This is a genomic window from Actinobaculum suis, assembly GCF_900618115.1.
Taxonomy (GTDB): domain Bacteria; phylum Actinomycetota; class Actinomycetes; order Actinomycetales; family Actinomycetaceae; genus Actinobaculum; species Actinobaculum suis.
The window spans coordinates 54568-74133 of the sequence record NZ_UYIO01000001.1 but is presented as its reverse complement, the minus strand read 5'-3'; the positions used below and the strand labels follow the sequence as shown (position 1 = coordinate 74133).

Here is a 19566-nt window from a genome sequence, read left to right as displayed (position 1 = left end):
TTTCCTAATCCGGATCCTTTCCGCTTTCCGCCACACTACCAGCAGTATTACTACAACCCGGCCCGGGCCAGCGCGCACCCGCCTCCGCCGTAGCGGCAGCCTCCGCGCCTTTCTCGCCGTGCTTGCCGGCATGTTTAGCGCGCGCTTTGCGCCGGCGTTGCCGATCTTGTTTCACGTTTTGCATATGTTCACCGGGTGCCACCGCACGGGAACGGCGGCCACGATGCACGGACCGCACCAAACCAGTAATTAGCACCAGTCCGAAAATGATCGCTGCGATCGTGGTGCCCGCGGTTTCCCACCCGGCCCGCACGCGGACGCGAATCGTCTGCACGGCCGAAGTTACCTGCCCGGGTGGATCGGTCACCACCGCAGACAGCACAATATTTCCGGAGCCAGAGGCACGGATCGGCACGCTCACCGTCGTCGTCGAAGCCGCGGGAATAGTGGCCGCAACCTCCTCTTTCGGGACGATGCGGTAATCGGGCGCGCTGAGCCGCACCACCACCCCAATCGGCATGGGCAGATCATTGCGCACATGCACCGGCAACTCCGTCGTTTCGGAAATTACGTTAATGGTAGAGGAAGCTTGGATTGAAACCGCGTCCTGTAGCCAATTCGCGGTTTCCTCCAGCCCCGCAACCAAGTCTGCGCGTACGTCTGGCCGTGCGCGCAGGGAAGCTCCGGCGCTCAACATTGCCCGATCCCAAGAAGGGTTAGTGATCATGCTCGGAGTGGAAGTAATGCGCGCCACCGAACTAATGTCCTGCATAGATTCTGCGGCGCTGCGCAGCTCTCGCGGGTTCGCCTCCCCGGCGGCAATATTTTTTTCGGCCATATTCGCGGTGGTCCGTTCGGTTGCCGCATTTAGTTGTGCGGGCGACGACGCCGTAATCCACGGCGCGGTTAACAAAGCATCCGCATTTTTCCGCACGGTTTCGGCGTTTACATAACCTGCTCCCGCATCCAACCAGGCCCTATCTACTGCCAGCAGTTGGCTACGTGAAGAATCAGGCTTTTCCAGGTAGCTTTGCGCGGAGAGCGCGAGCGTGACCTGGCGTGAATCCACCTCATCGAGCTCGCCTACCCCCGCCGGGGCATTATTTTCGGCGCCGCCTTCGCCACCTGCGCCGGCTTCGGCGCCGCCCTCGCCACTTTCGGCGCCGCCGGCATCGCTTCCATCGGCACCTCCAGCAGCGGTTTCGGTACCTCCGGCAGCGGTTTCCGCGGTGCCGTTAGCACCGTTTTCGGCGGCATCGCCCGCGGCGTCGTAGCTGTACAAGCGGCCGGCCAAAGCATGGGAGATTGCGTCGTCCACCATGAGGGCCGGCACGGTTTGGCCTTCTCCGGTCACCACCGAAATAGGAGCGCCGGGCATCGTCCGGCTCGTCGTCGTAATATCCCCGGAATGTACCAGTAGCGGCCCCAAACCGGCACTTGCTGCCGTGGCCACGCTCGCCGCATCAGCGCCGTAGTCCACCAAGCCCAGGGGAGTAGGCGGACCTGCCGGCGCGCTTGGGGTTTCTGTAGCGTTTTGAGTATCCGAAGCTGTCGGCGCCTCCGGACCGGTTGGCGTTTCCGCGGCTGGAGTTTCCGCCGTTCCAGCAGCCCTAGTTGTGCCCGCCGTACCAGCGCCCCCCTGCTCGGTGGCAAGATTTATAGCGCGGGCCACGGCTTCCCCCAGCAGGTTCTGCCCGCTTGGCGAATGGGCGAAAGCCGCCACATCCGCATCACCAGCCGGAAGATAAACAAAGTCCAGCGAGCCCCGGCCCACCATATCCTGCAGGGCCTGCGTGAAACGCACATCCGAACGCAATAGTGGATCTAAAGCCACGGTCACCCCGGGCCGGTCCAAGAAAGCCAGGGCCGAAAGTTGCGCATCAGTGGCGAGCCGGCCCCTTTCGCCATTCGCAGCGCCGCGTGCCGCGTCCTTTCCAGCGCCCTCGGTGCCATTACTGCCCGCCTCTTGCCCGGGGCTCGCAGTCCCCTTCGTGCCGGGAGTCCCGTTCCCGTTGGAGTTTCCGTTCCCGCCGGAGTTCCCGTTCGCGCTAGGGCTCGCGTCCGTGCCGGGAGTTCCGTTCCCGCCGGAGTTCCCGTTCGCGCCAGGGTTTCCGTTCCCGCCTGAACCTTCATTCCCACCAGGAGCCCCCGCGTCATTTCGCGCGGCCGGGCCGGTTCCATTCCCGCTCGCTCCGGCGTCGTTATTAGCATCCGCGGGAGCGCCGGACTGATTTTCGGTACCGTTAGCGCCTTCCGTGCCGGTGCCATTTGCGCCAGTTTCAGCGCTTTGCGTTTCAGCGCTTTGCGGCGCGGGAGTTTCCGGTTTCTCCCCCTTGGCGGGAGACTTTCCCCCATTACGCGAGTTAGCAATCACTTCCTGTTGCACGGTTTCGCTCACGGAAGGCAAATTAGCGATATTTTCCGGACGTACAGTTAGTGGCAAAACAATCCCCGCCGGCACTTTCTCCAGCTCGTGATCCGGCCCAATAATCAGCATGGAACGGTCCATTGCCGAGATTCCGCCGGCTTCCGCGGTCACCTGAATCCCGCGCGGCCCCCACTGCGCACCTTCGCCCCAACTCACGAATTTTCGGTCCAAACGCAAAGTGAAACTCGCCGTTTGCCCGGGCGCTAAATCCTGTTTAGGTTCCTCTTCCGCGAGCAAACCGAGCGAAGCCGGCGCTCCGCCCATAAAGTCCAAAATTGCTTCCCGCGTATCCGCAGTGCTCCGCTCCGCATAAAGCGATAAATGCTCCAACCGCAGCGGTTTCGCGGAAGTATTCTTCACCTCGGCGGTCACCGTAATATCCGCCTTTTGCGCCAAAATCGGTTCCCCAACGGAACTTATCCGCACCGCCAGCTCGGTGGCGTGCTCGGTATCCGGATTATCCAAGGGCAGGAACGACGCCGTCTTTGCCCCGCTAGTAGCGGAGGTTGCGGTGGCAACGGTAGAGGTAGCGGTGCGTGCGGCGGCAGCTTCCGGGGAAGCGAGGAGACTCAAACTTCCTTGGAAGGTGGCGGCAAGGATACACATGGTCGCGCCAAGTTTGCGTGTAAATCTACGCGTAATTCCCCGGCGCACCTAATCATCACCAGCTAAGATCGAGCGGGCGGAAGCAACGATCCGCCGCTCATTGGGATAGGCGAGGCGAGAAGAGACGCGGTCTAGCCGCACCCACTCCACTTTTTCAGCCTCGTGATCGGGATCGTTTTCCACCGTGAGATAACCGGAAATAGCTTCCAAAAGAAAATGGTGTACAACCTTGTGAACTCGATGGTTGGTACCAGAAAACCAGTAGTCGATGGTGGCGAGGTGGAGGAGAACCCGGCCGGTAATACCGGTTTCTTCCGCAATTTCTCGCACGGCAGCTTCTTCGGGAGTTTCGTCGCCTTCCAAATGACCCTTCGGTAAACACCATTCGAGCCGGCCGCCGCGGTTGCGCCGCGCAATTACCGCGGTATAAGCGCGCCCCTCATGGACGGCAATGACGACTCCACCCGCGGATGTTTCATTCACCACGGGCTGAGTGTGCCGGCGTGCCCCGGCTTGGTGAGCCGCAGCCGCGCGCCGCCACGAACGACGCCCGCCAAACTCTGACGGGAGCGGAGCAGATGCAAACATAACTTTCACTTGATCAACAGGCCTAGGCGCCCGGCGTAGAACATGTTTGCCGCCCGGTTCGGCCGAGCCGCGCCACCGCCCCTGCGCAAGGTGCCCCTTCAACTGGTTTCATTCTCCCAGACTTCCCGCAAAAATGGCAGACGTGACCAGTGTTCCGGCGCGGTTCCGGTTTCCTAGCGGGTTCGGCGTGGTTATCTTGCAGCTTCCCTGTAGTTCTCCCACCGTTTCACCGCGGGCAAAGTCCCGTTAGTTTCCGCAACGTTTCACCACTGGCAAACCCTCGTTTCACATGAGTTTTCTCGCGGAGTGCGGCGCGCGGCTAAGGGAATGTGGCAGTCTTAGGAGGTGGCACTGAGCAGCGGTCAAGATAAAGAAATGGGACAGAAAAGGGGAGCGGGAGCCCCGCGTACTCCCGCGGCACGGGTTGCAAACGGCGCGGCCTCCAAGGGAACGCCGCCGGCGCAAGCAACAACGCCGCCCGCAAATAGTCTTGCGAATGAGCGGGCGCGGTTGCTGGTAAATGCGCAGCATCGCCTGGCTTCGTTACCCGCGGCAATTACTGAACTGGGGCATATTTTCACGCAAGCCGGCCATGAGTTAGCGCTCGTGGGCGGCCCGGTGCGTGACGCCTTTTTAGGCCTGCCCATCCACGATTTTGATCTCACCACCTCGGCGCGCCCACAAGAGACCGAAAAACTGCTTTCTACCTGGGGTAACACTTGGGATATTGGGCGCGAATTTGGGACCATCGGCGCCCGGCGCGGCGATATTACCGTGGAAGTCACCACCTATCGCAATGATCACTACGATATTGGTTCGCGCAAACCCGCCGTCGATTTCGGAGACACCCTGGAAGGGGATCTAACCCGCCGAGACTTCACCGTCAATGCCATGGCGGTGCGTTTGCCCGAACTCGCCCTCGTAGATCCGTGCGGTGGCTTGGATGCTTTACTGCGCGGCGAACTGGATACCCCGGTTTCCGCGGCACAATCTTTCGACGACGACCCCCTGCGGATCATGCGCGCCGCCCGGTTTGCGGCGCAGCTTTCCCTTGACGTTTCCGAAGACGTAATGCGAGCCATGCGGGACTATGCTCCGCGGCTGGAAATCGTTTCCGCAGAACGCATCCGCGCAGAACTCGAACGGCTCATCATCGCCGAACATCCCCGCCGCGGCATTGAACTCCTGGTCTATACCGGCGTAGCCGATGTGGTGCTCCCCGAAATTTCCAATCTGCGCGGCGCCCACGATGAACACGGCCGCCACAAAGATGTTTACGAACACTCCCTGCAGGTCCTCGATAATGCGATTGCCTTAGAAGACGCCGCCGCGCCGCCGCAGTCCGCTGGTTCCAAGCTCGCTACTTCCGAGCCTGCTGCTTCCAAACCCATTACCTCTGAACCCGCCGCATCCGCGGCTTCCGGGAGTACAGCCGAAACGAATGCCGCTGCTCCCGCATCTGCCGGGCCTGCATCTTCCACTCCCGCATCTGCCGGTACAGAGAGGCCGATTTCGGAGTTGAGCCAGGCGGAGATCCGGGCAGAAATCGGCACCGTGGCCCGCCCAGATTTTGTTTTGCGCTTCGCCGCGCTCATGCACGATGTGGGCAAACCGGCCACGCGTAAATTCGAAGCGGACGGCACCGTCACCTTCCGGTTCCACGACGTCGTCGGCGCCCGCATGACCACGCGCCGCATGAAACAGCTCCGCTTCGACAAACAAACCATCAAAGACGTTTCCCGCCTCGTAGAACTGCACTTGCGCGCCTACGGGTTTGCGGAGGCCGATTGGACCGACAGTGCGGTGCGGCGTTTCGTGCGCGACGCCGGCCCGCTACTTTCCCGCCTCCTGCGGCTCATCCGCGCCGATATTACTTCGCAAAATAAGCGGCGCGTGCGCAAGCTACATGCTGCCAATAATGAGCTAGAACGCCGCATTGTAGAACTACGCCGGCGCGAAGAGCTCGACGCCGTGCGTCCGGATCTAGACGGTAACGAGATCATGGAAATCCTTGGCATCGCCCCGGGCCGCCAAGTGGGCAAGGCCTACCAATACTTGTTGGGATTGCGCCTGGATGAAGGTGCCCTCGGCAAGGAAGAAGCGGAACGCCGTTTGCGCGCCTGGTGGGAAGAACAGGAACAAGCATGAAACTAATCTCGGATCTGAAATCCCTGGCCACCTCACCGGGGTTTCTGAAACTGCTCTCCGTGCGCCTCGTTTCGCAATGCGGCGACGGCATGTTCCAAGTGGGGCTCGCTTCCCTTTTCTTCTTCAACCCGGCTCGCGCCTCCGACGTCGGCACCGTGGCTCTATCCCTAGTGGTCATGTTGCTCCCATTTTCCCTAATCGGCCCGTTCACCGGCCCCTTCATTGACCGCTGGCCGCGCCGGCAAATCCTGCTCTGGGGTAACATCTTGCGCGCCGGCCTAACCGCGGCGATCCTCGGCGTCCTCTTCGCGCAGATCGACTGGCTGGTTTATTTGCTCGCGCTCATCACGCTTGGGATCAACCGCATCCTGCTTTCCACTCTTTCCGCAGGTTTGCCCAAAGTGGTGGAATCCAAAGAGCGTTTGTTGGTGGCCAATTCGATTGTGCCCACTTTAGGGGGAGCTGCGACGGCGATAGGTGCCGTCCTCGGTTTCCTTTTGCGCCTCTTTTTGCCCACGGAAACCGGCCAGCAAATTGGTGCGCTCATCGCCGCTATTGCCCTGTATTGCGGCGGGGCCGCGGTGGCTTCGCGACTGGGCCGCCAAGAACTCGGGCCAGATAAACCGGTGCGGGAAAAGTTTGGGAAAGCCCTGGTTTCCGCGGCCCGCGAGCTGGGCGAAGGCGTGCGCTACCTGGTGAAACGCGGTACGCCCGCGGCCGCTTTGACCACGATGTCCCTGCACCGTTTTGTTTATGGCATGCAGCTCATCACGATTATTTTGGCGGGCCGGAACCTGTATGCAGACCCGGCCGACGCTACGGCGGGGATCGCCAGTTTTGGGGCCCTCATGGGGGCAATGGTGGCTGGCCACGGCCTTTCTATTGTGCTCACGCCGCTCGCTCATGAACGCATGCGTCCCGCCACTTGGATTGTGTGCTGCTTGCTGGGCGGTACCGCCGGGCAAATCCTGATTGCCGCGAGTAGTGAATACGTAATCGTACTGGCCGGGATTTTCATTTTTGGCGTAGGGGTACAGGGCGCGAAAATCGCCGTCGATACTATTGTGCAAGCCGATACGCATGACCGCTTCCGCGGCCGCGCTTTTTCGATTTACGACGTTCTGTTCAACCTGGCCGAATGTGTGGCCGCTGGCGTTTGTGTGCTCGTACTTCCCGATATTGGGTGGTCTCGGCCGGTACAGATCAGCCTCATTGTGTTCGTGTGGGCAGTAGCCGCGCTATACAGTTTCGAAACGCGCCGCCTGGGCGGCCAGCCCCGGCCGGTACTACCCGAAGAAGCCACAAGCGAAAGTACAGATCCAGCGCCCGTCCGCGCGGTGGCCAGCCAGTAAAATAGCGGCCGGCTATTAAAAGAAATAGGTAGCCGGCTAAATAGAAATAAGCAGCCGGCCACTAAAGCCGCGGCTTGGCACTAAAGTGGCCAGCCTCCCGATAAAGTGGTGTACTCCTCGAGTTTGCCCTGCGGCGTCGTTATGTATTTCCACAGCTAGCACCTTTATGCTGGTGCCGAAGCTCCGCGTCTGAGGGGCGGAACGGGCCGAAAATGATATTTCGGTGCCGGCGCCGCAGGCCAGACCGGGTGAGAATAGCCGGTGCAACTGACAACTTGCCGGTGGCCGCCATGCAAGTGGCCACCAACCGTAGACCGAGGACCTTTACCCAAGGCATAACAAAAGAACGGAAACACAATATGGTGCGTATGGGGCCGGGAGACCTCCCTCGCGATAAGGAACTGAAAATCAAGGCAGCCACCCAAGAGCAAGGGCGAGAAGCAGGAACCACGGAAACGGCAACCGGCCAAGGAACTGCGGCGCAACCGGCGCAACCTACGCAACCGGCGCAACCAGCTGGGAACACACAAACCACCAGGGCGGAGAAAAATACCCCCGCGGAAACTCGCGCCGCCACGAACAACCCCTCCACAACTAGCTCCGCTACGGTAACCGCTGGTTTTACACCGGCTGGGGAAGCCCCGATCGGGCTCAAAATTTTGTTGGTCGTTGCCTTGATAACCGTGGGATGTGCGGGCCTGTATATGATTCAGGATTTCTTCGCCCCGCTGTTCTTCGCCCTTACTTTGGTGCTGACCGTGCGCCCGATCCACCGCTGGCTAATGGCACACCAGGTGCCGGGATTCCTTTCCGCCACGGTAACTATTTTGGTACTCATCGTGTTCTTGGGGGCCGTGGTGGGCCTGGTGGCGTGGTCGCTGGCCGGGCTGCCGGATACGATCATGCGGTATTCGGATAAATTCACCCAGCTTTTCCACGATGTTATGAACTTTGCGGAACAGCGGGGCTTTTCCACGGAAGAAATAACTCAGCAGCTTTCCAAGCAGTTCGATGTAGGCACGATTATTTCCTGGATCCAGCGAGCAGCCGGTTCCATAATGTCAACTGGTGCGCTTATTGGGGTGCTGGCCCTATGCGTGCTGTTCTTAACGATCGACACGATCCAGCTGCAATCGCGCAGCCGAATTCTTGAGAATCACGATTCTGATTTCTACCGCGCGATCGCTTCCTTCGAAGGCCGCGTGCGCCAGTACTGGTTGGTAGCCACCGCCTTCGGTCTGGGAGTTTCGGTAATTAACTACTTCGTGCTCCTGGTGCTAGACGTGCCGATGCCGCTGGCCTGGGCACTGTGGACCTTTATCACCAATTACATTCCGAATATCGGTTTCATCATCGGTGTGATCCCGCCAGCGCTGATGGGCCTGGTAGATAGCGGCTTGGCTACCGCTATTTGGGTGATCGTGATCTTCACTTTGATCAACGTGGTGATTCAAGGAATCATTCAGCCTAAATTCACCGGGGAAGCGGTGGGACTTTCCCCCACGGTCACCTTCATTTCCTTGCTCTTCTGGACGGTAGTGGTAGGCCCGCTCGGTTCTATTTTGGCTGTTCCGCTCACGCTCTTCTTCAAGGCACTTTTGGTGGATTCTTCCCCCAAGAGTCGCTGGCTTGATTCCTTCCTCATCCCCGAAAAGGAAGCAAAAATGAAGGAAGAACGCGGCATATATGAACCGGAAAGTGAGGCGGAAGTATTTATACCTTTCCAGCCTTTACAAGAATCCCGGTCTAGACTCTCTTCCAGACTATCCGTGAACTCGAGTCGTTCCGCGAGCCGCCTCTCGCGAGCGAAACGGCGAGCCAGCAGGAAGTAGATACCTACACACATGGCAAAAAAGCAGCATTACAGGAAACAACAAGTCAAGCAAGCAGGTGGCGGTTCCCGTAGAGGGCGCCAATCTGGCCGCAAAGGCTTTCGGTGGAATTACCCGCGCCGCGGGCTCGGGCCGATCCGCCGGTGGCTCCCTTCGTGGCGCTTCCTACTCGGTTGCCTGCTGATCGGCGTCGTCGCGATTATCGTGGCTTTTGTAACCCTGTATATGCTGTTAGACATTCCGAAACCGGAACAGATCGCCGCCGCCCAAAGAACCACCGTCTACTACGAAGATGGTGAAGAAGAAATGGGGGCCATTTACGATTACGATCGCACCGCGGTTTCCCTCGATACGCTCCCGGATTATGTGGGTAATGCGGTAGTCGCTTCCGAAGACCGTACTTTCTACACGAATAACGGGATTGATCTGGGCGGGATCGCGCGTGCCGCGATTAATAACCTGCGCGGCGGGGCACGGCAAGGCGGTTCCACTTTGACCCAGCAGTATGTGGAAAACTACTACCTGGGCCAAACCACGGATTATCTGGGCAAGCTGCGGGAGGCCGTGCTCGCCGTCAAAGTGGATAATCACCTCACCAAACAAGAAATCCTCGAAAACTACCTGAATACGATTTACTTCGGGCGGGGCGCCTACGGTATCCAAGCCGCCGCGGAAAGATATTTCGGGGTGAAAGCGGCTGATCTGACTTTGGACCAGGCCGCCCTGCTTACCGCGATCATTCCGGCGCCTTCCGCCTGGGATCCAGCTATCAATCCGGACCAAGCAGAAGTTCGTTTTGACCGCGTAATTCGCCGCATGGTTGACGATAAGTACATTACGGAGGCGCAGGCGGCGGCCGCAAAAATGCCGGAAACCATTGCGCCGAAAACGGCGAGTGATTTTTCGGGACCTTCCGGTTACCTCCTCGATCAGGCCCAGAAAGAGCTGATTGCTACCGGGAAATTCACCGATGAAGAGCTACGCCAAGGTGGTTTCCACATCATCACCACGATCGACGCCAAAAAACAGCAGGCCGCGATAGATACCGTCAACAACCTGCCGGATGACCGGCCGGAAAATAACTACGTGGGGATCCTTTCCGCCGATCCGCGCAATGGCGAAATCTACGCCATGTACGGGGGTGCGGATTATCAGAAACGGCAACGTAATGCGGTAACGCAAGATCGCGCGCAGGCTGGGTCTACTTTCAAGCCCTTCACCTTGCTCGCGGCTTTGGAACAGGATTATTCGCCGCAAAATACGTATTTCGATTCCCGTACACCCCTGGAGATCGGCAATATCAAGGTCCAGAATTACGACGGCGTCTCTCGCGGCCGAGTCAATATGCTCACGGGTACCCAGCACTCCATCAATACCTATTTTGTGCAGCTCAACCAGAAAATCGGGCCGGCAAATACGGCCCGGGCGGCAGTGCAAGCAGGCCTGCCCGAAAACACTCCGGGTTTGGATGACTCGTTGACGAATGTGCTCGGTTCGGCTTCGCCGCGGTCGATTGATATGACCCAGGCCTATGCCACCTGGGCTAACCGCGGCATGTACGTGCCCTTGCATATCGTGCGGGAAGTACGCGATTCGCACGGCAAGGTCGTATACACCACCCCCACCAAGGGGGAGCGGAAAATCGACGAAAATATTGCCGACAATATGAACTGGATCTTGCAAGCTACCGCGCGGCCGGGTGGTACCGCGGAAAAGGTGGCGAAACTGGGCCGCCCGGTAGCCGGGAAAACCGGTACTTCTTCCGGCCCGTGGTCTGCCTGGTACATCGGCTATACCCCGCAGATGATTACCACGATCAATATGTATCAAATCGGCCCCAATGGGGAAGAAGAAGTGCTCACTCCCTTCGGTAAATACTGGTGGGGTATTGGTGGTAATAACTTCCCGGTGGACATGTGGATGGACTACATGACGAAGGCCATCGACGGCATGGAAGTAATGGACTTTGCCAAGCCGGGGCCGATTGCGGGCCGCACGCCGGATACTGACCGCATTGAGGAAGAGCAACCGCAGATAATCGAAGCTCCGAGCGCGCAGCCAGAAGAAAGCCCGGAGCCGGAAGTTCCCCAGGCTCCCGAACCGGAGCGGCCGGCCGCGCCGGGTGCCGATGATGGCAAGCATGAGGCTCCAGAACGGCCCGGGCAGCCGCCGGCTCCGGCCGAGCCACAACAGCCGGCCCGGCCTGAACCGCAACGGCCGCAGCAACCGCAACAGCCGGAACGGCCCCGACCCTCCGCACCAGCAGATCCGCCTGCCCCGGCCAACCCGGAACCGGGCTATCCGGTTCCAGGCAATCCGCCTGGCAATAACAGTGCCCACTAGCGAGCCGGGAGAGCTCCACGCGGAGCGGCTAGCTTTCGTGAAAATCACGTAGCGATACCTTCCTCGATAAGGCTAGGATGGAACGCTAGTGATAGTTTTCCGGTTAGGTGCCGGCAGGCTGGCACTAAATTCGCATAACCCTCCTGCCACGGAAGTACCGTGGCCGCATGAGACCAGAGGAGGTGGGTAATAGATGCGTGAATACGAGATGATGATCATCCTCGATCCCACCAACGTGGACGAGCGCAATATCAAGAACAACTCCGAGAAGTGGTTCAAGGTAATACCCGATGAGGGTGGCACGCTCGAGAAGATTGATGTGTGGGGCCGTCGTAAGTTGGCCTATCCGATTCAGAAGCACGAGGAAGGTATTTACATCGTCCTCGAAATCAAGGCGAAGCCCGCAACCGTGCAGGAACTGGACCGGCAGCTCGCGCTCCGGGAAGACGTACTGCGCACCAAGTTGCTGCGCCGGGACGAAAAGTAAGACAAACCGGAAGGTACACCAATGGCAAACGAACCAATTCTGACACTCGTCGGCAATTTGACGGCGGATCCGGAGCTGCGTTTTACGGGTGCCGGTGTGCCCGTAGCGAGCTTCACCGTTGCTTCGACGCCGCGGAAGCGCAACCAGCAGACCAATGAGTGGGAAGACGGCGAACCGATGTTTGTTCGCTGCTCGGCCTGGCGCGATATGGCAGAAAATTGTGCCGAATCGCTAAGCAAGGGCATGCGAGTACTCGTAACCGGGCGTCTGACCGTAAGCCGTTACACCTCTAATACGGGTGAGCAGCGCGAATCTTTGGAAATGCAGGTAGACGAAATCGGACCGTCTTTGCGCTGGGCAAAAGCTCAAGTGCAACGGACCACCGGTGGTGGTTCGGGCGGTTTCGGCGGCGGATATAGCGGCCAAAACTTTGGTGGCAGCCAGCAAGGCGGCCAGGGTGGCCAAGGCGGTGGGCAAGCCCGCGGCGGTTTTGGGCAGCAGGGTTACGGCCAGCAAGGCGGCCAGAACCAGGCTACTTATAACGCCCCGCAAGGCGGTTCGCCCGCTGATCCGTGGGGTCAGCCCCCGCAGGGAGGCTCTGCTTTCGACGACATGCCGCCGTTCTAAACCCGTTCTAAACCCGCTTTAGATCCCGCGTGAAGCTTTTATTGCTACACCGGTAAGAGGCTAGAACCGCAGGCACATATCAATATTCTTAGGCAGGGCATATTAGTGCCCGCCACGATGAGGAGACATTATGGCAAGGCGCCAGGTTCGGAAGCCGATTCGTCGTAAGAACGAATTCCACAAGGCTCCGAAGGTACAAAACATTGACTATAAAGACACCGCTACGCTGCGTAAGTTCATTTCTGACCGCGGCAAGATCCGCGCGCGGCGCGTGACCGGTGTGACCGTTCAGGAACAGCGCAAGTTGGCACGGGCAATCAAGAATGCCCGGGAAATGGCGCTTCTTCCCTACACTTCGAGCGCTCGCTAAGGAGGGAAACAAATGAAGATCATTTTGACTCATGATGTTGACCGCCTCGGCCAGGCGGGGGATGTGGTTGAGGTAAAGCCCGGCTACGGCCGTAACTACCTCATTCCGCAGGGCTATGCCACGCCGTGGACCAAGGGTGCACAGCGGCAGATCGATCAGATGGCGGAAGCTCGCCGCCGGCGGGCAATCACGGACCTCGAGCAGGCACATGCCCTGCGCGATGCTCTTGTTGCTGAACCGCTGCGGATCGAAAAGAATGCTGGGGAATCTGGCCGCCTCTTCGGTGCGGTTTCCACCCGCGATATTGCGGAAGCTGCAACGGAGAAGACGGGCAAGCCGGTAGACCGCCGCTGGATCCACTTGGCAAAGCCGATCAAGTCGGTAGGCCAGCACAAGGCACGCGTCAAGATCGCCGATGATGTAGTTGCTGATCTGGAGATCGAAGTCGTTTCTGCCAGCAAAGGCAAGTAAGCGCTATAGCTAGAAAGCGATAGCAAGAAAATGGTGGGCGCTTCCTAACCAATGTGTGTTAGGAAGCGCCCACCATTGCTATCTGTACAAAGATCCACCATTACTACCTGCATGAAGATCCACCATTACTACCTGCATGAAGATCCACCATTACTACCTGCATGAAGATCCACCATTACTACCTGCATGAAGATCCACCATTACTAGCTGCACCGAGCCATTGCTATTTACATGACGAAGGCTTGGCCCGCGGAAGTAAGCTGCTGCGTTTAGGAATCCGCGCCGAGCCGGATCCAGGCGCTGGAGCGGGCACGTAGCCAGGTGGTGAGGGCGCGGGCCCCGTGGAAGATAACACCGTAGCCGATCCACAACCAAGCAAAGCCAGACGGCCCGCTACCCCAGTAGAGGACGGCGAGAGCCGCCGGGGCGTAGGCGAGCAAGCTGAGGCACATGAGATAAGCCAAGGCCCGAGTATCACCGGCCCCGATTAGAACGCCGTCGATAATGTAGGCAATGGAAGCCAGGGGCGAAGCAACTCCCATAATGATCAGCGAAAGTAAGGCCAGGTGCAAAACTTCCGGGTCGCTACTCATCAGGCGGGGCAGGAAAGGCGAACAGGCGGCGAGCACGGCGCCCACCACAACTCCTACGGTAATCCCGCGGTACAAGCACCGGCCCAACACTTGGCGCACGCGCCGCTCATTTCCTTCCCCGAGGGCTTGGCCAACTAGGATTTGCGCGGCCATGGCTAGCGCGTCGAGCCCGTAGATCGCGAAATTCCACACCGTCATTGTTACTTGGTTGGCGGCCAGTGCTTCCGTGCCCAGCCGAGTGGCGGCGGCGATTTGCAAAATGACGGCAACGCGCAACACGATGGTGCGCACGATGAGCGGTACGGAATCGCGAAGTGCGGTAAGCACCCCGGACCCGCGCGGGCCTAGATTCACCGCGTTCTCGCGTGCCTTGCGTGCTACCACGCCTCCCAGCCAGACCCCCATGAGGGTCTGCGCGAGTGCGGTGCCGACGGCGGCTCCTACCAGCCCCCATCCGACCGGGTAAATAAAGAGGTAGTTGAGCGGGATATTAACAAAGGTGCCCACCAAGGAAACTTTGAAAGGCGTCGTGGTGTCACCAAGCCCGCGGATTGTTCCCGTGGCTGCCAGATTGATGAGCATGCCCGGTAAACCGAGAGCCGCAAAACGTAAATAGCCAGAGCCGCTTTCCACAATTTCTGGGCTAGCTCCAAAAAGGGTGAGCACCTGGGGCGCGCCAGCAAAAAGCACCAAGGCAAGGATGATTCCAAGCCCTCCGCCCAGCCACAACCCGTCGATCCCGTGCCGTAGCGCGCGGCCCATCTTCCCGGCACCCACGTAACGCGCGGTTGCCGCGGTGGTCGCATAGGCAAGGAAAATGCAAAGCCCCACCAAGGTGAGCAGGATCGTGGAAGAAAGGGAAAGCCCCGCTAGCGCTTGGGTTCCCAAATGCCCGACCATTACCGAATCAGTGGCCGTCAAAAGCGGTTCGGCCAGAAGCGAGCCCAAAGCCGGAATCGCCAAACGCCAAATCTCCCTATCAATGAGTCGATTCTGCGTTCTTTTATTCTCTAGGTCGTGGTTTTTGCTGTGCACTGGCTTAGGCTATCAAGCCGTCCTAAAAAGGGATATGGCGGCAATGAACCGTGTGGGCTGGTTGGAGTTGGTGACGGGTTGGTGGCGGTTTGGTGGCGGGCTGGTTGGAGTTGGTGGCGGTTTGGTGGCGGGCGGATGCTCGGGCGGTGGAACAAAACGGTATGGGCGGTGGCCCGGTTGGCGTAGCGGGCAAAATCAGCGCGCAGCAGCAGGCAAAAACAGTTGGTTATTGTGCAAAATGATCCGAAAGAAGTTTGAAGATTACAAGATTTCCGCACCAAACTGCGGAAATCTAACTTGAGGAAACGCTGAAGTGAGAGGTATCACGTGGTGTAAACCTGTGGAGAGAATCCACAGCTGTGGATAAAACTGGGGACGACATGACGCCATTTTCTCGGAGTTTTGCACAGGTGTGGATAGAGAAGTGGAAAAGTGTGGATAGTATTGCCGATCTTTTATTCGATATCCACAGGTTGTGCACAGGAGGTGCGGCGTGTTTCCACATTCCTTAGTTGCAGTTAACTTGCGCTTTGCCGGGTTTTTCACTAAGGGTCGAAGAGGGACCGCAGAAACGTGGTGCTCGTCCAGAAAGAACAAATAACCTCGATTCTTTCCGAGTGCCACACATAAGGTAGTGCGGTGGCTGGTATTTCGACGCCGGGTGCCCGCGCGGAAAGGGCGCACTAGCCCGCAAAGGAAAGAAAAGTAGGCGTGCGCCCGCGCGGAAGTGGAAACGTAGTCGTGTGCTCGCGTGAAAGCGGGAACGTAGGCGTGCGCCCGCGTGAAAGCAGGGCGTCGGCTGGCGCGGAAAGCACGGATCGGCAATGTGGGGGAGTGTAAATAGGTGAGCGTGAACGCGGCAAATACGAGTTTTGAGCGGCGGCCGCCGCAGAATCTAGAAGCAGAACAGTCCGTCCTGGGAGGCATGATGCTTTCCAAGGACGCGATTGCGGACGTCGTCGAAATTCTGGCGGTAGAGGATTTCTACAAGCCGGCGAATGCCACCATTTTCTCCACCATTATGGAACTGTTCGGGCGCGGAGAACCGGCCGATGCGGTAACGGTGGGTGCGGAGCTGAAACGGCAGGGCGAACTCGAACGTATCGGGGGCTTACCGTATGTGCACACCCTGGTCGCTTCCGTGCCGACGGCGGCTAATACCGCCTACTATGCACACATCGTGCGCGAACAAGCCCAGCTCCGAGGACTCGTGGAAGTTGGGACGCGTATCGCCCAGCTGGGTTACACCACCGACGGCGCGGATGTGGAAGGCCTGCTCAATATGGCCCAGTCGGAAGTGTTTTCGCTGGGGCAAAACCGCCAGTCCGTGGAATATTCGATGCTTTCGGAGATCGTGCCCGGCCTGTTTGAAGAGCTAGAACGCAATGCGCAACGTTCCGGCGAAATCGAAGGGATTTCTACCGGGTTTGCCGATTTGGATAGCCGGCTCAATGGTTTGCGGGAAGGTCAGATGATTATTGTGGCCGCCCGCCCCGGTGCCGGTAAATCCACGCTGGCCCTCGACTTTTGCCGGCAGGCCGCCATCCGGGAAGGCAAGGCGGTAGTCTATTTCTCCCTGGAAATGAACCGCACCGAACTTTCCATGCGCCTACTTTCTGCCGAATCTTCCGTATTCCAAGACCGCATGATTAAAGGCGAAATGACGGACGAAGACTGGAAGCGCGTGGGTGAAACACTGGACCGAATTTCTTCCGCTCCGCTCGTGATCGACGATTCACCGAATCTCACCTTGGGGGAGATTCGCGCCAAATCGCGCCGGCTCAAGCAGCAATACGATATTCAAATGATCGTGATCGACTACTTGCAGCTGCTTTCGTCCGGAGGCCGCATCCCGGAATCACGCCAGCAGGAAGTTTCCGAGTTCTCCCGCTCGATTAAACTCTTGGCCAAAGAACTCGAATTGCCGATAGTCGCCGTCGCGCAGCTCAACCGCGATTCGGAAAAACGTAACGATAAGCGCCCGCAGGTTTCCGACCTGCGCGAATCCGGTTCGCTTGAACAAGACGCGGACGTCGTTCTCCTCATCCACCGCGAAGATATGTACAACCAGGATTCGGAAAAGGCCGGCCTGGCAGAGATCATTATTGGCAAGCAGCGTTCCGGCCCCACCGGTTCTGTGGAAGTCGCTTTCCAGGGGCACTTCGCCCGCTTTGCCAACCTTGCGGAATAGGCGGCCTGGGCGCCGGATCCTTCCGGTGACTATCGGCCCCAGCCGTTTGGACACCACAAAGGCGCCGCAAGGCCCCGCAAAGGCGCCATCGCGGCCGGCAGTTAACTACCGCTACTCGTTTCTGACTACCGCCACCCGTTTTACAATGTGAAACTACCGTTTCCGCACGTGAAATAATTCACCGATTCAAATTATCTGGCAATTTCACGGTAAACGCCCTGTAAAAATTTTTAGAGCGGCGGCCCTGAACCGCTAGATTTCAGCGGAAATAGCCGCATGGCACAACTTCAATTTTTCAGTGCAAAACCGGCATGTGTAAAAGTGCTGACAAAGAAAATGGATCGGAAAAAACTGCGGCGCGGAATCCCGATTTGTGGCACGTCTCGCATTATAAACTAATCGGTAGTTGTCAATGGAGACGAGGAGGAGATGTATATGGTTCACCCCCAACCGCGCCTGGGTTCTCGAACCGGGCGTTTTATTGAGGAAGATGGCCTCAGGTTCCGAGATTTGGATGGTGATGGCAAGCTTTCTCCGTACGAAGATTGGCGTCTTCCCGCCGCGGAGCGCGCCGCAGATCTTGCTTCCCGGCTCACCATGGAAGAAAAAGCCGGCTTGATGATTATTGGCTCCCACTATCCGGGATACTCCACTTTCCGGCCTGATCCAGAACCGGGCAAAATCCTCGCGGATACCGACGTCTACCGGGAAAGCCATCCGATCACGGGGATCCCTTACCCCGAACCGGTACTCGTAGCTTCCTCAACCGAAAAAGCTATCAATGAGCGCCACCAGCATTTCTTCATTGTGCGGGACAATCCGCCGGCGCGCGATCTAGCTATCTGGACGAATGCCGTCCAGGAAGTAGCGGAGAATTCGCGGCTCGGCATTCCGGTTGTTTTTGCTTCTAACCCGCGCAATCACGTGGCTTTGGTAGCCCAATTTGGGGTTAATGAATCGGCCGGGATCTTCGCCGAGTTCTCGAACGAGCTAGGCTTGGCCGCCTTGCGCGATCCGGAACTGGTGGAAAAGTTTGGCCGGGAAGCGGCCCGCGAATGGCGTGCGGCCGGTATCCACAAGCTTTACGGGTATATGGCCGATACGCCTTCCGAACCGCGCTGGTCACGCTTCAATGGCACCTTCGGGGAAGACGTTGCTATCGTCACCGCTTACACGCGGGCGGTAGTACGCGGCATGCAAGGCGAACAGCTTTCGGAAGAATCCGTGGCCACCACGATCAAACACTTCCCGGGTGGGGGCGTGCGCGATGAAGGCCATGACCCGCACTTCGAATGGGGGCAAGTAAACGAATACCCCACGGAAAACTCGCTGGCTACCTATCATTTGCCACCCTTCCAAGCGGCCATCGACGCCAGGGTTTCCTCGATCATGCCGTACTACGCCAAACCGGTAAACACATCGGCTGCCCAGCTCCCGCGCGAATCGTGGATGAGCGAAACCGAGCAGTTCGATGAAGTTGCCTTTGCCTACAGCGAGCAGATTCTGCAAAAGCTGTTGCGCGAAAAGATGGGCCTGCGCGGCTATATCAATTCCGATTCGGGCGTTATCGACGCCATGCCCTGGGGTGTGGAAGAGCTGAGCGAACCCGAACGCTTTGCCCGCGCCGTGCGCGCCGGCGTCGACCTCTTCTCCGATATGTCTGACCCCGCGCAACTAATTACCGCCTGCCGGGAAGGGCTGCTTGAAGAAAAGTATCTAACTCGCGCCGTTACCCGCACTTTGCGCGAAATTTTCGAACTCGGATTGTTCGAAAACCCGTATGTGGACGAAGATCGCGCCGCCGCGGTGGTTGGCAATAGCGAGTTCTGGCAGCTGGGTGAAAAGCAACAGCGTGATTCAGTGACGCTCCTGCGCACCGGCCCGATACTTCCCCTGAACGTAGCCGCCCCCGCGAAGGTTTACGTGTACGCCACCGGGCGTACCAAGATCGACGCCGTACAAACCAAGCTGGAAGCAGCCGTGCGGAAAGTGTGGGTGGGCGCCGAACTGGTTGATAGCCCAGAAGCGGCCGATATCGCGCTGGTTTGGGCACGCCCAGAAATTTCCCTGTTTGAGGACGATAAGCCGGGAGTTTCCCTTTCGGTAGAACTCGCCCCCAACGGGGTGGATGTGGAAGAGGTCCGACGGATTGAAAACACCGTCCCCACCATTTTGGCCGTCAATTTCACGAACCCGTGGGTGATTGGCGAAGTGGAGAAGGACGCCGCGGCCGTCGTCGGCACTTTCGAAATCCAACCGGAGCAACTGCTCCGTTCCCTTGCCGGGGAAGACGGCGGACCGAAGGGAGTTTTGCCTTTCTCGGTTCCCGCTTCCAGCGCCGCGGTGGATAGTTCGCCGCGCGATGTGCCCGGTAAATATCTCAGTGATTCCTACGCCTATGTAGATAGTGCCGGGAATCGCTACACCTGCGGGTACGGGCAGAGATTCTAGCCCTTCCGCATCTCGTGTTTATCTCGCGGGTGGCTCACTTTCCG

Annotated in this window: 13 protein-coding genes; 10 read left to right on the top strand and 3 right to left on the bottom strand. The window is 58.6% G+C overall.

Annotation, left to right across the window (positions count from 1 at the left end; translation table 11 throughout):
• Nucleotides 1-4: 4 nt before the first annotated feature.
• Entirely contained in the window at nucleotides 5-3034 is a 3030-nt protein-coding gene (locus H8274_RS00325) for a DUF6049 family protein (protein WP_185933527.1), read from the bottom strand.
• A 48-nt stretch (nucleotides 3035-3082) separates the two neighbouring features.
• Entirely contained in the window at nucleotides 3083-3622 is a 540-nt protein-coding gene (locus H8274_RS00320) for an NUDIX hydrolase (protein WP_185933526.1), read from the bottom strand.
• Between the two features lie 375 nt (nucleotides 3623-3997).
• Between H8274_RS00320 and H8274_RS09540 the strand changes: the two genes are divergently transcribed.
• From H8274_RS09540 to rplI, 8 genes are all read left to right on the top strand, one after another.
• Nucleotides 3998-5770 carry a tRNA nucleotidyltransferase/poly(A) polymerase-related protein gene (locus H8274_RS09540; protein WP_221884744.1) on the top strand — a complete coding sequence of 591 codons (1773 nt, stop codon included), beginning with the start codon at nucleotides 3998-4000 and terminating at the stop codon, nucleotides 5768-5770.
• Nucleotides 5767-7122, top strand: coding sequence for an MFS transporter (locus H8274_RS00305; RefSeq protein WP_185933525.1), 1356 nt, complete (start codon nucleotides 5767-5769; stop codon nucleotides 7120-7122). The genes H8274_RS09540 and H8274_RS00305 overlap by 4 nt, the downstream gene beginning before the upstream one ends.
• Nucleotides 7123-7481: 359 nt before the next feature.
• Nucleotides 7482-8954, top strand: a complete 1473-nt coding sequence (locus tag H8274_RS00300) for an AI-2E family transporter (RefSeq protein WP_244924478.1) — start codon at nucleotides 7482-7484, stop codon at nucleotides 8952-8954.
• A gap of 12 nt (nucleotides 8955-8966) precedes the next feature.
• A complete protein-coding gene (locus H8274_RS00295) occupies nucleotides 8967-11297 on the top strand; it encodes a transglycosylase domain-containing protein (protein WP_185933524.1) in 2331 nt (776 codons plus the stop codon).
• Nucleotides 11298-11490: 193 nt separating this feature from the next.
• On the top strand, nucleotides 11491-11784 hold the full coding sequence (rpsF, locus tag H8274_RS00290; protein ID WP_049620226.1) for a 30S ribosomal protein S6: 294 nt from the start codon (nucleotides 11491-11493) through the stop codon (nucleotides 11782-11784).
• A gap of 21 nt (nucleotides 11785-11805) precedes the next feature.
• Nucleotides 11806-12411 carry a single-stranded DNA-binding protein gene (locus H8274_RS00285; protein WP_049620225.1) on the top strand — a complete coding sequence of 202 codons (606 nt, stop codon included), beginning with the start codon at nucleotides 11806-11808 and terminating at the stop codon, nucleotides 12409-12411.
• Nucleotides 12412-12541: 130 nt separating this feature from the next.
• Nucleotides 12542-12781: a 30S ribosomal protein S18 gene (gene rpsR / locus H8274_RS00280; protein ID WP_049620224.1), complete on the top strand. Its 240-nt coding sequence runs from the start codon at nucleotides 12542-12544 to the stop codon at nucleotides 12779-12781.
• A gap of 12 nt (nucleotides 12782-12793) precedes the next feature.
• The gene (rplI, locus tag H8274_RS00275; RefSeq protein WP_049620223.1) at nucleotides 12794-13252 is read left to right on the top strand and encodes a 50S ribosomal protein L9; all 459 of its coding nucleotides are present in this window, start codon (nucleotides 12794-12796) and stop codon (nucleotides 13250-13252) included.
• 269 nt (nucleotides 13253-13521) lie between these two features.
• On the opposite strand, the gene H8274_RS00270 is transcribed toward rplI, so the two are convergent.
• Entirely contained in the window at nucleotides 13522-14880 is a 1359-nt protein-coding gene (locus tag H8274_RS00270; protein WP_185933523.1) for an MATE family efflux transporter, read from the bottom strand.
• 844 nt (nucleotides 14881-15724) lie between these two features.
• Here H8274_RS00270 and dnaB point away from each other — a divergent pair.
• Together dnaB and H8274_RS00260 are read left to right on the top strand one after the other, a co-directional pair.
• On the top strand, nucleotides 15725-17071 hold the full coding sequence (dnaB, locus tag H8274_RS00265; protein ID WP_049619565.1) for a replicative DNA helicase: 1347 nt from the start codon (nucleotides 15725-15727) through the stop codon (nucleotides 17069-17071).
• Nucleotides 17072-17506: 435 nt separating this feature from the next.
• Nucleotides 17507-19522: a glycoside hydrolase family 3 protein gene (locus tag H8274_RS00260; protein ID WP_185933522.1), complete on the top strand. Its 2016-nt coding sequence runs from the start codon at nucleotides 17507-17509 to the stop codon at nucleotides 19520-19522.
• Nucleotides 19523-19566: the final 44 nt, after the last annotated feature.

What these genes read in the sequence shown, in the direction of transcription:
- H8274_RS00325 (WP_185933527.1), bottom strand. Translation starts at nt 3,034, where the DNA reads ATGTGTATCCTTGCCGCCACCTTCCAAGGAAGTTTGAGTCTCCTCGCT.
- H8274_RS00320 (WP_185933526.1), bottom strand. Translation starts at nt 3,622, where the DNA reads ATGTTTGCATCTGCTCCGCTCCCGTCAGAGTTTGGCGGGCGTCGTTCG.
- H8274_RS09540 (WP_221884744.1), top strand. Translation starts at nt 3,998, where the DNA reads ATGGGACAGAAAAGGGGAGCGGGAGCCCCGCGTACTCCCGCGGCACGG.
- H8274_RS00305 (WP_185933525.1), top strand. Translation starts at nt 5,767, where the DNA reads ATGAAACTAATCTCGGATCTGAAATCCCTGGCCACCTCACCGGGGTTT.
- H8274_RS00300 (WP_244924478.1), top strand. Translation starts at nt 7,482, where the DNA reads ATGGTGCGTATGGGGCCGGGAGACCTCCCTCGCGATAAGGAACTGAAA.
- H8274_RS00295 (WP_185933524.1), top strand. Translation starts at nt 8,967, where the DNA reads ATGGCAAAAAAGCAGCATTACAGGAAACAACAAGTCAAGCAAGCAGGT.
- rpsF (WP_049620226.1), top strand. Translation starts at nt 11,491, where the DNA reads ATGCGTGAATACGAGATGATGATCATCCTCGATCCCACCAACGTGGAC.
- H8274_RS00285 (WP_049620225.1), top strand. Translation starts at nt 11,806, where the DNA reads ATGGCAAACGAACCAATTCTGACACTCGTCGGCAATTTGACGGCGGAT.
- rpsR (WP_049620224.1), top strand. Translation starts at nt 12,542, where the DNA reads ATGGCAAGGCGCCAGGTTCGGAAGCCGATTCGTCGTAAGAACGAATTC.
- rplI (WP_049620223.1), top strand. Translation starts at nt 12,794, where the DNA reads ATGAAGATCATTTTGACTCATGATGTTGACCGCCTCGGCCAGGCGGGG.
- H8274_RS00260 (WP_185933522.1), top strand. Translation starts at nt 17,507, where the DNA reads ATGGTTCACCCCCAACCGCGCCTGGGTTCTCGAACCGGGCGTTTTATT.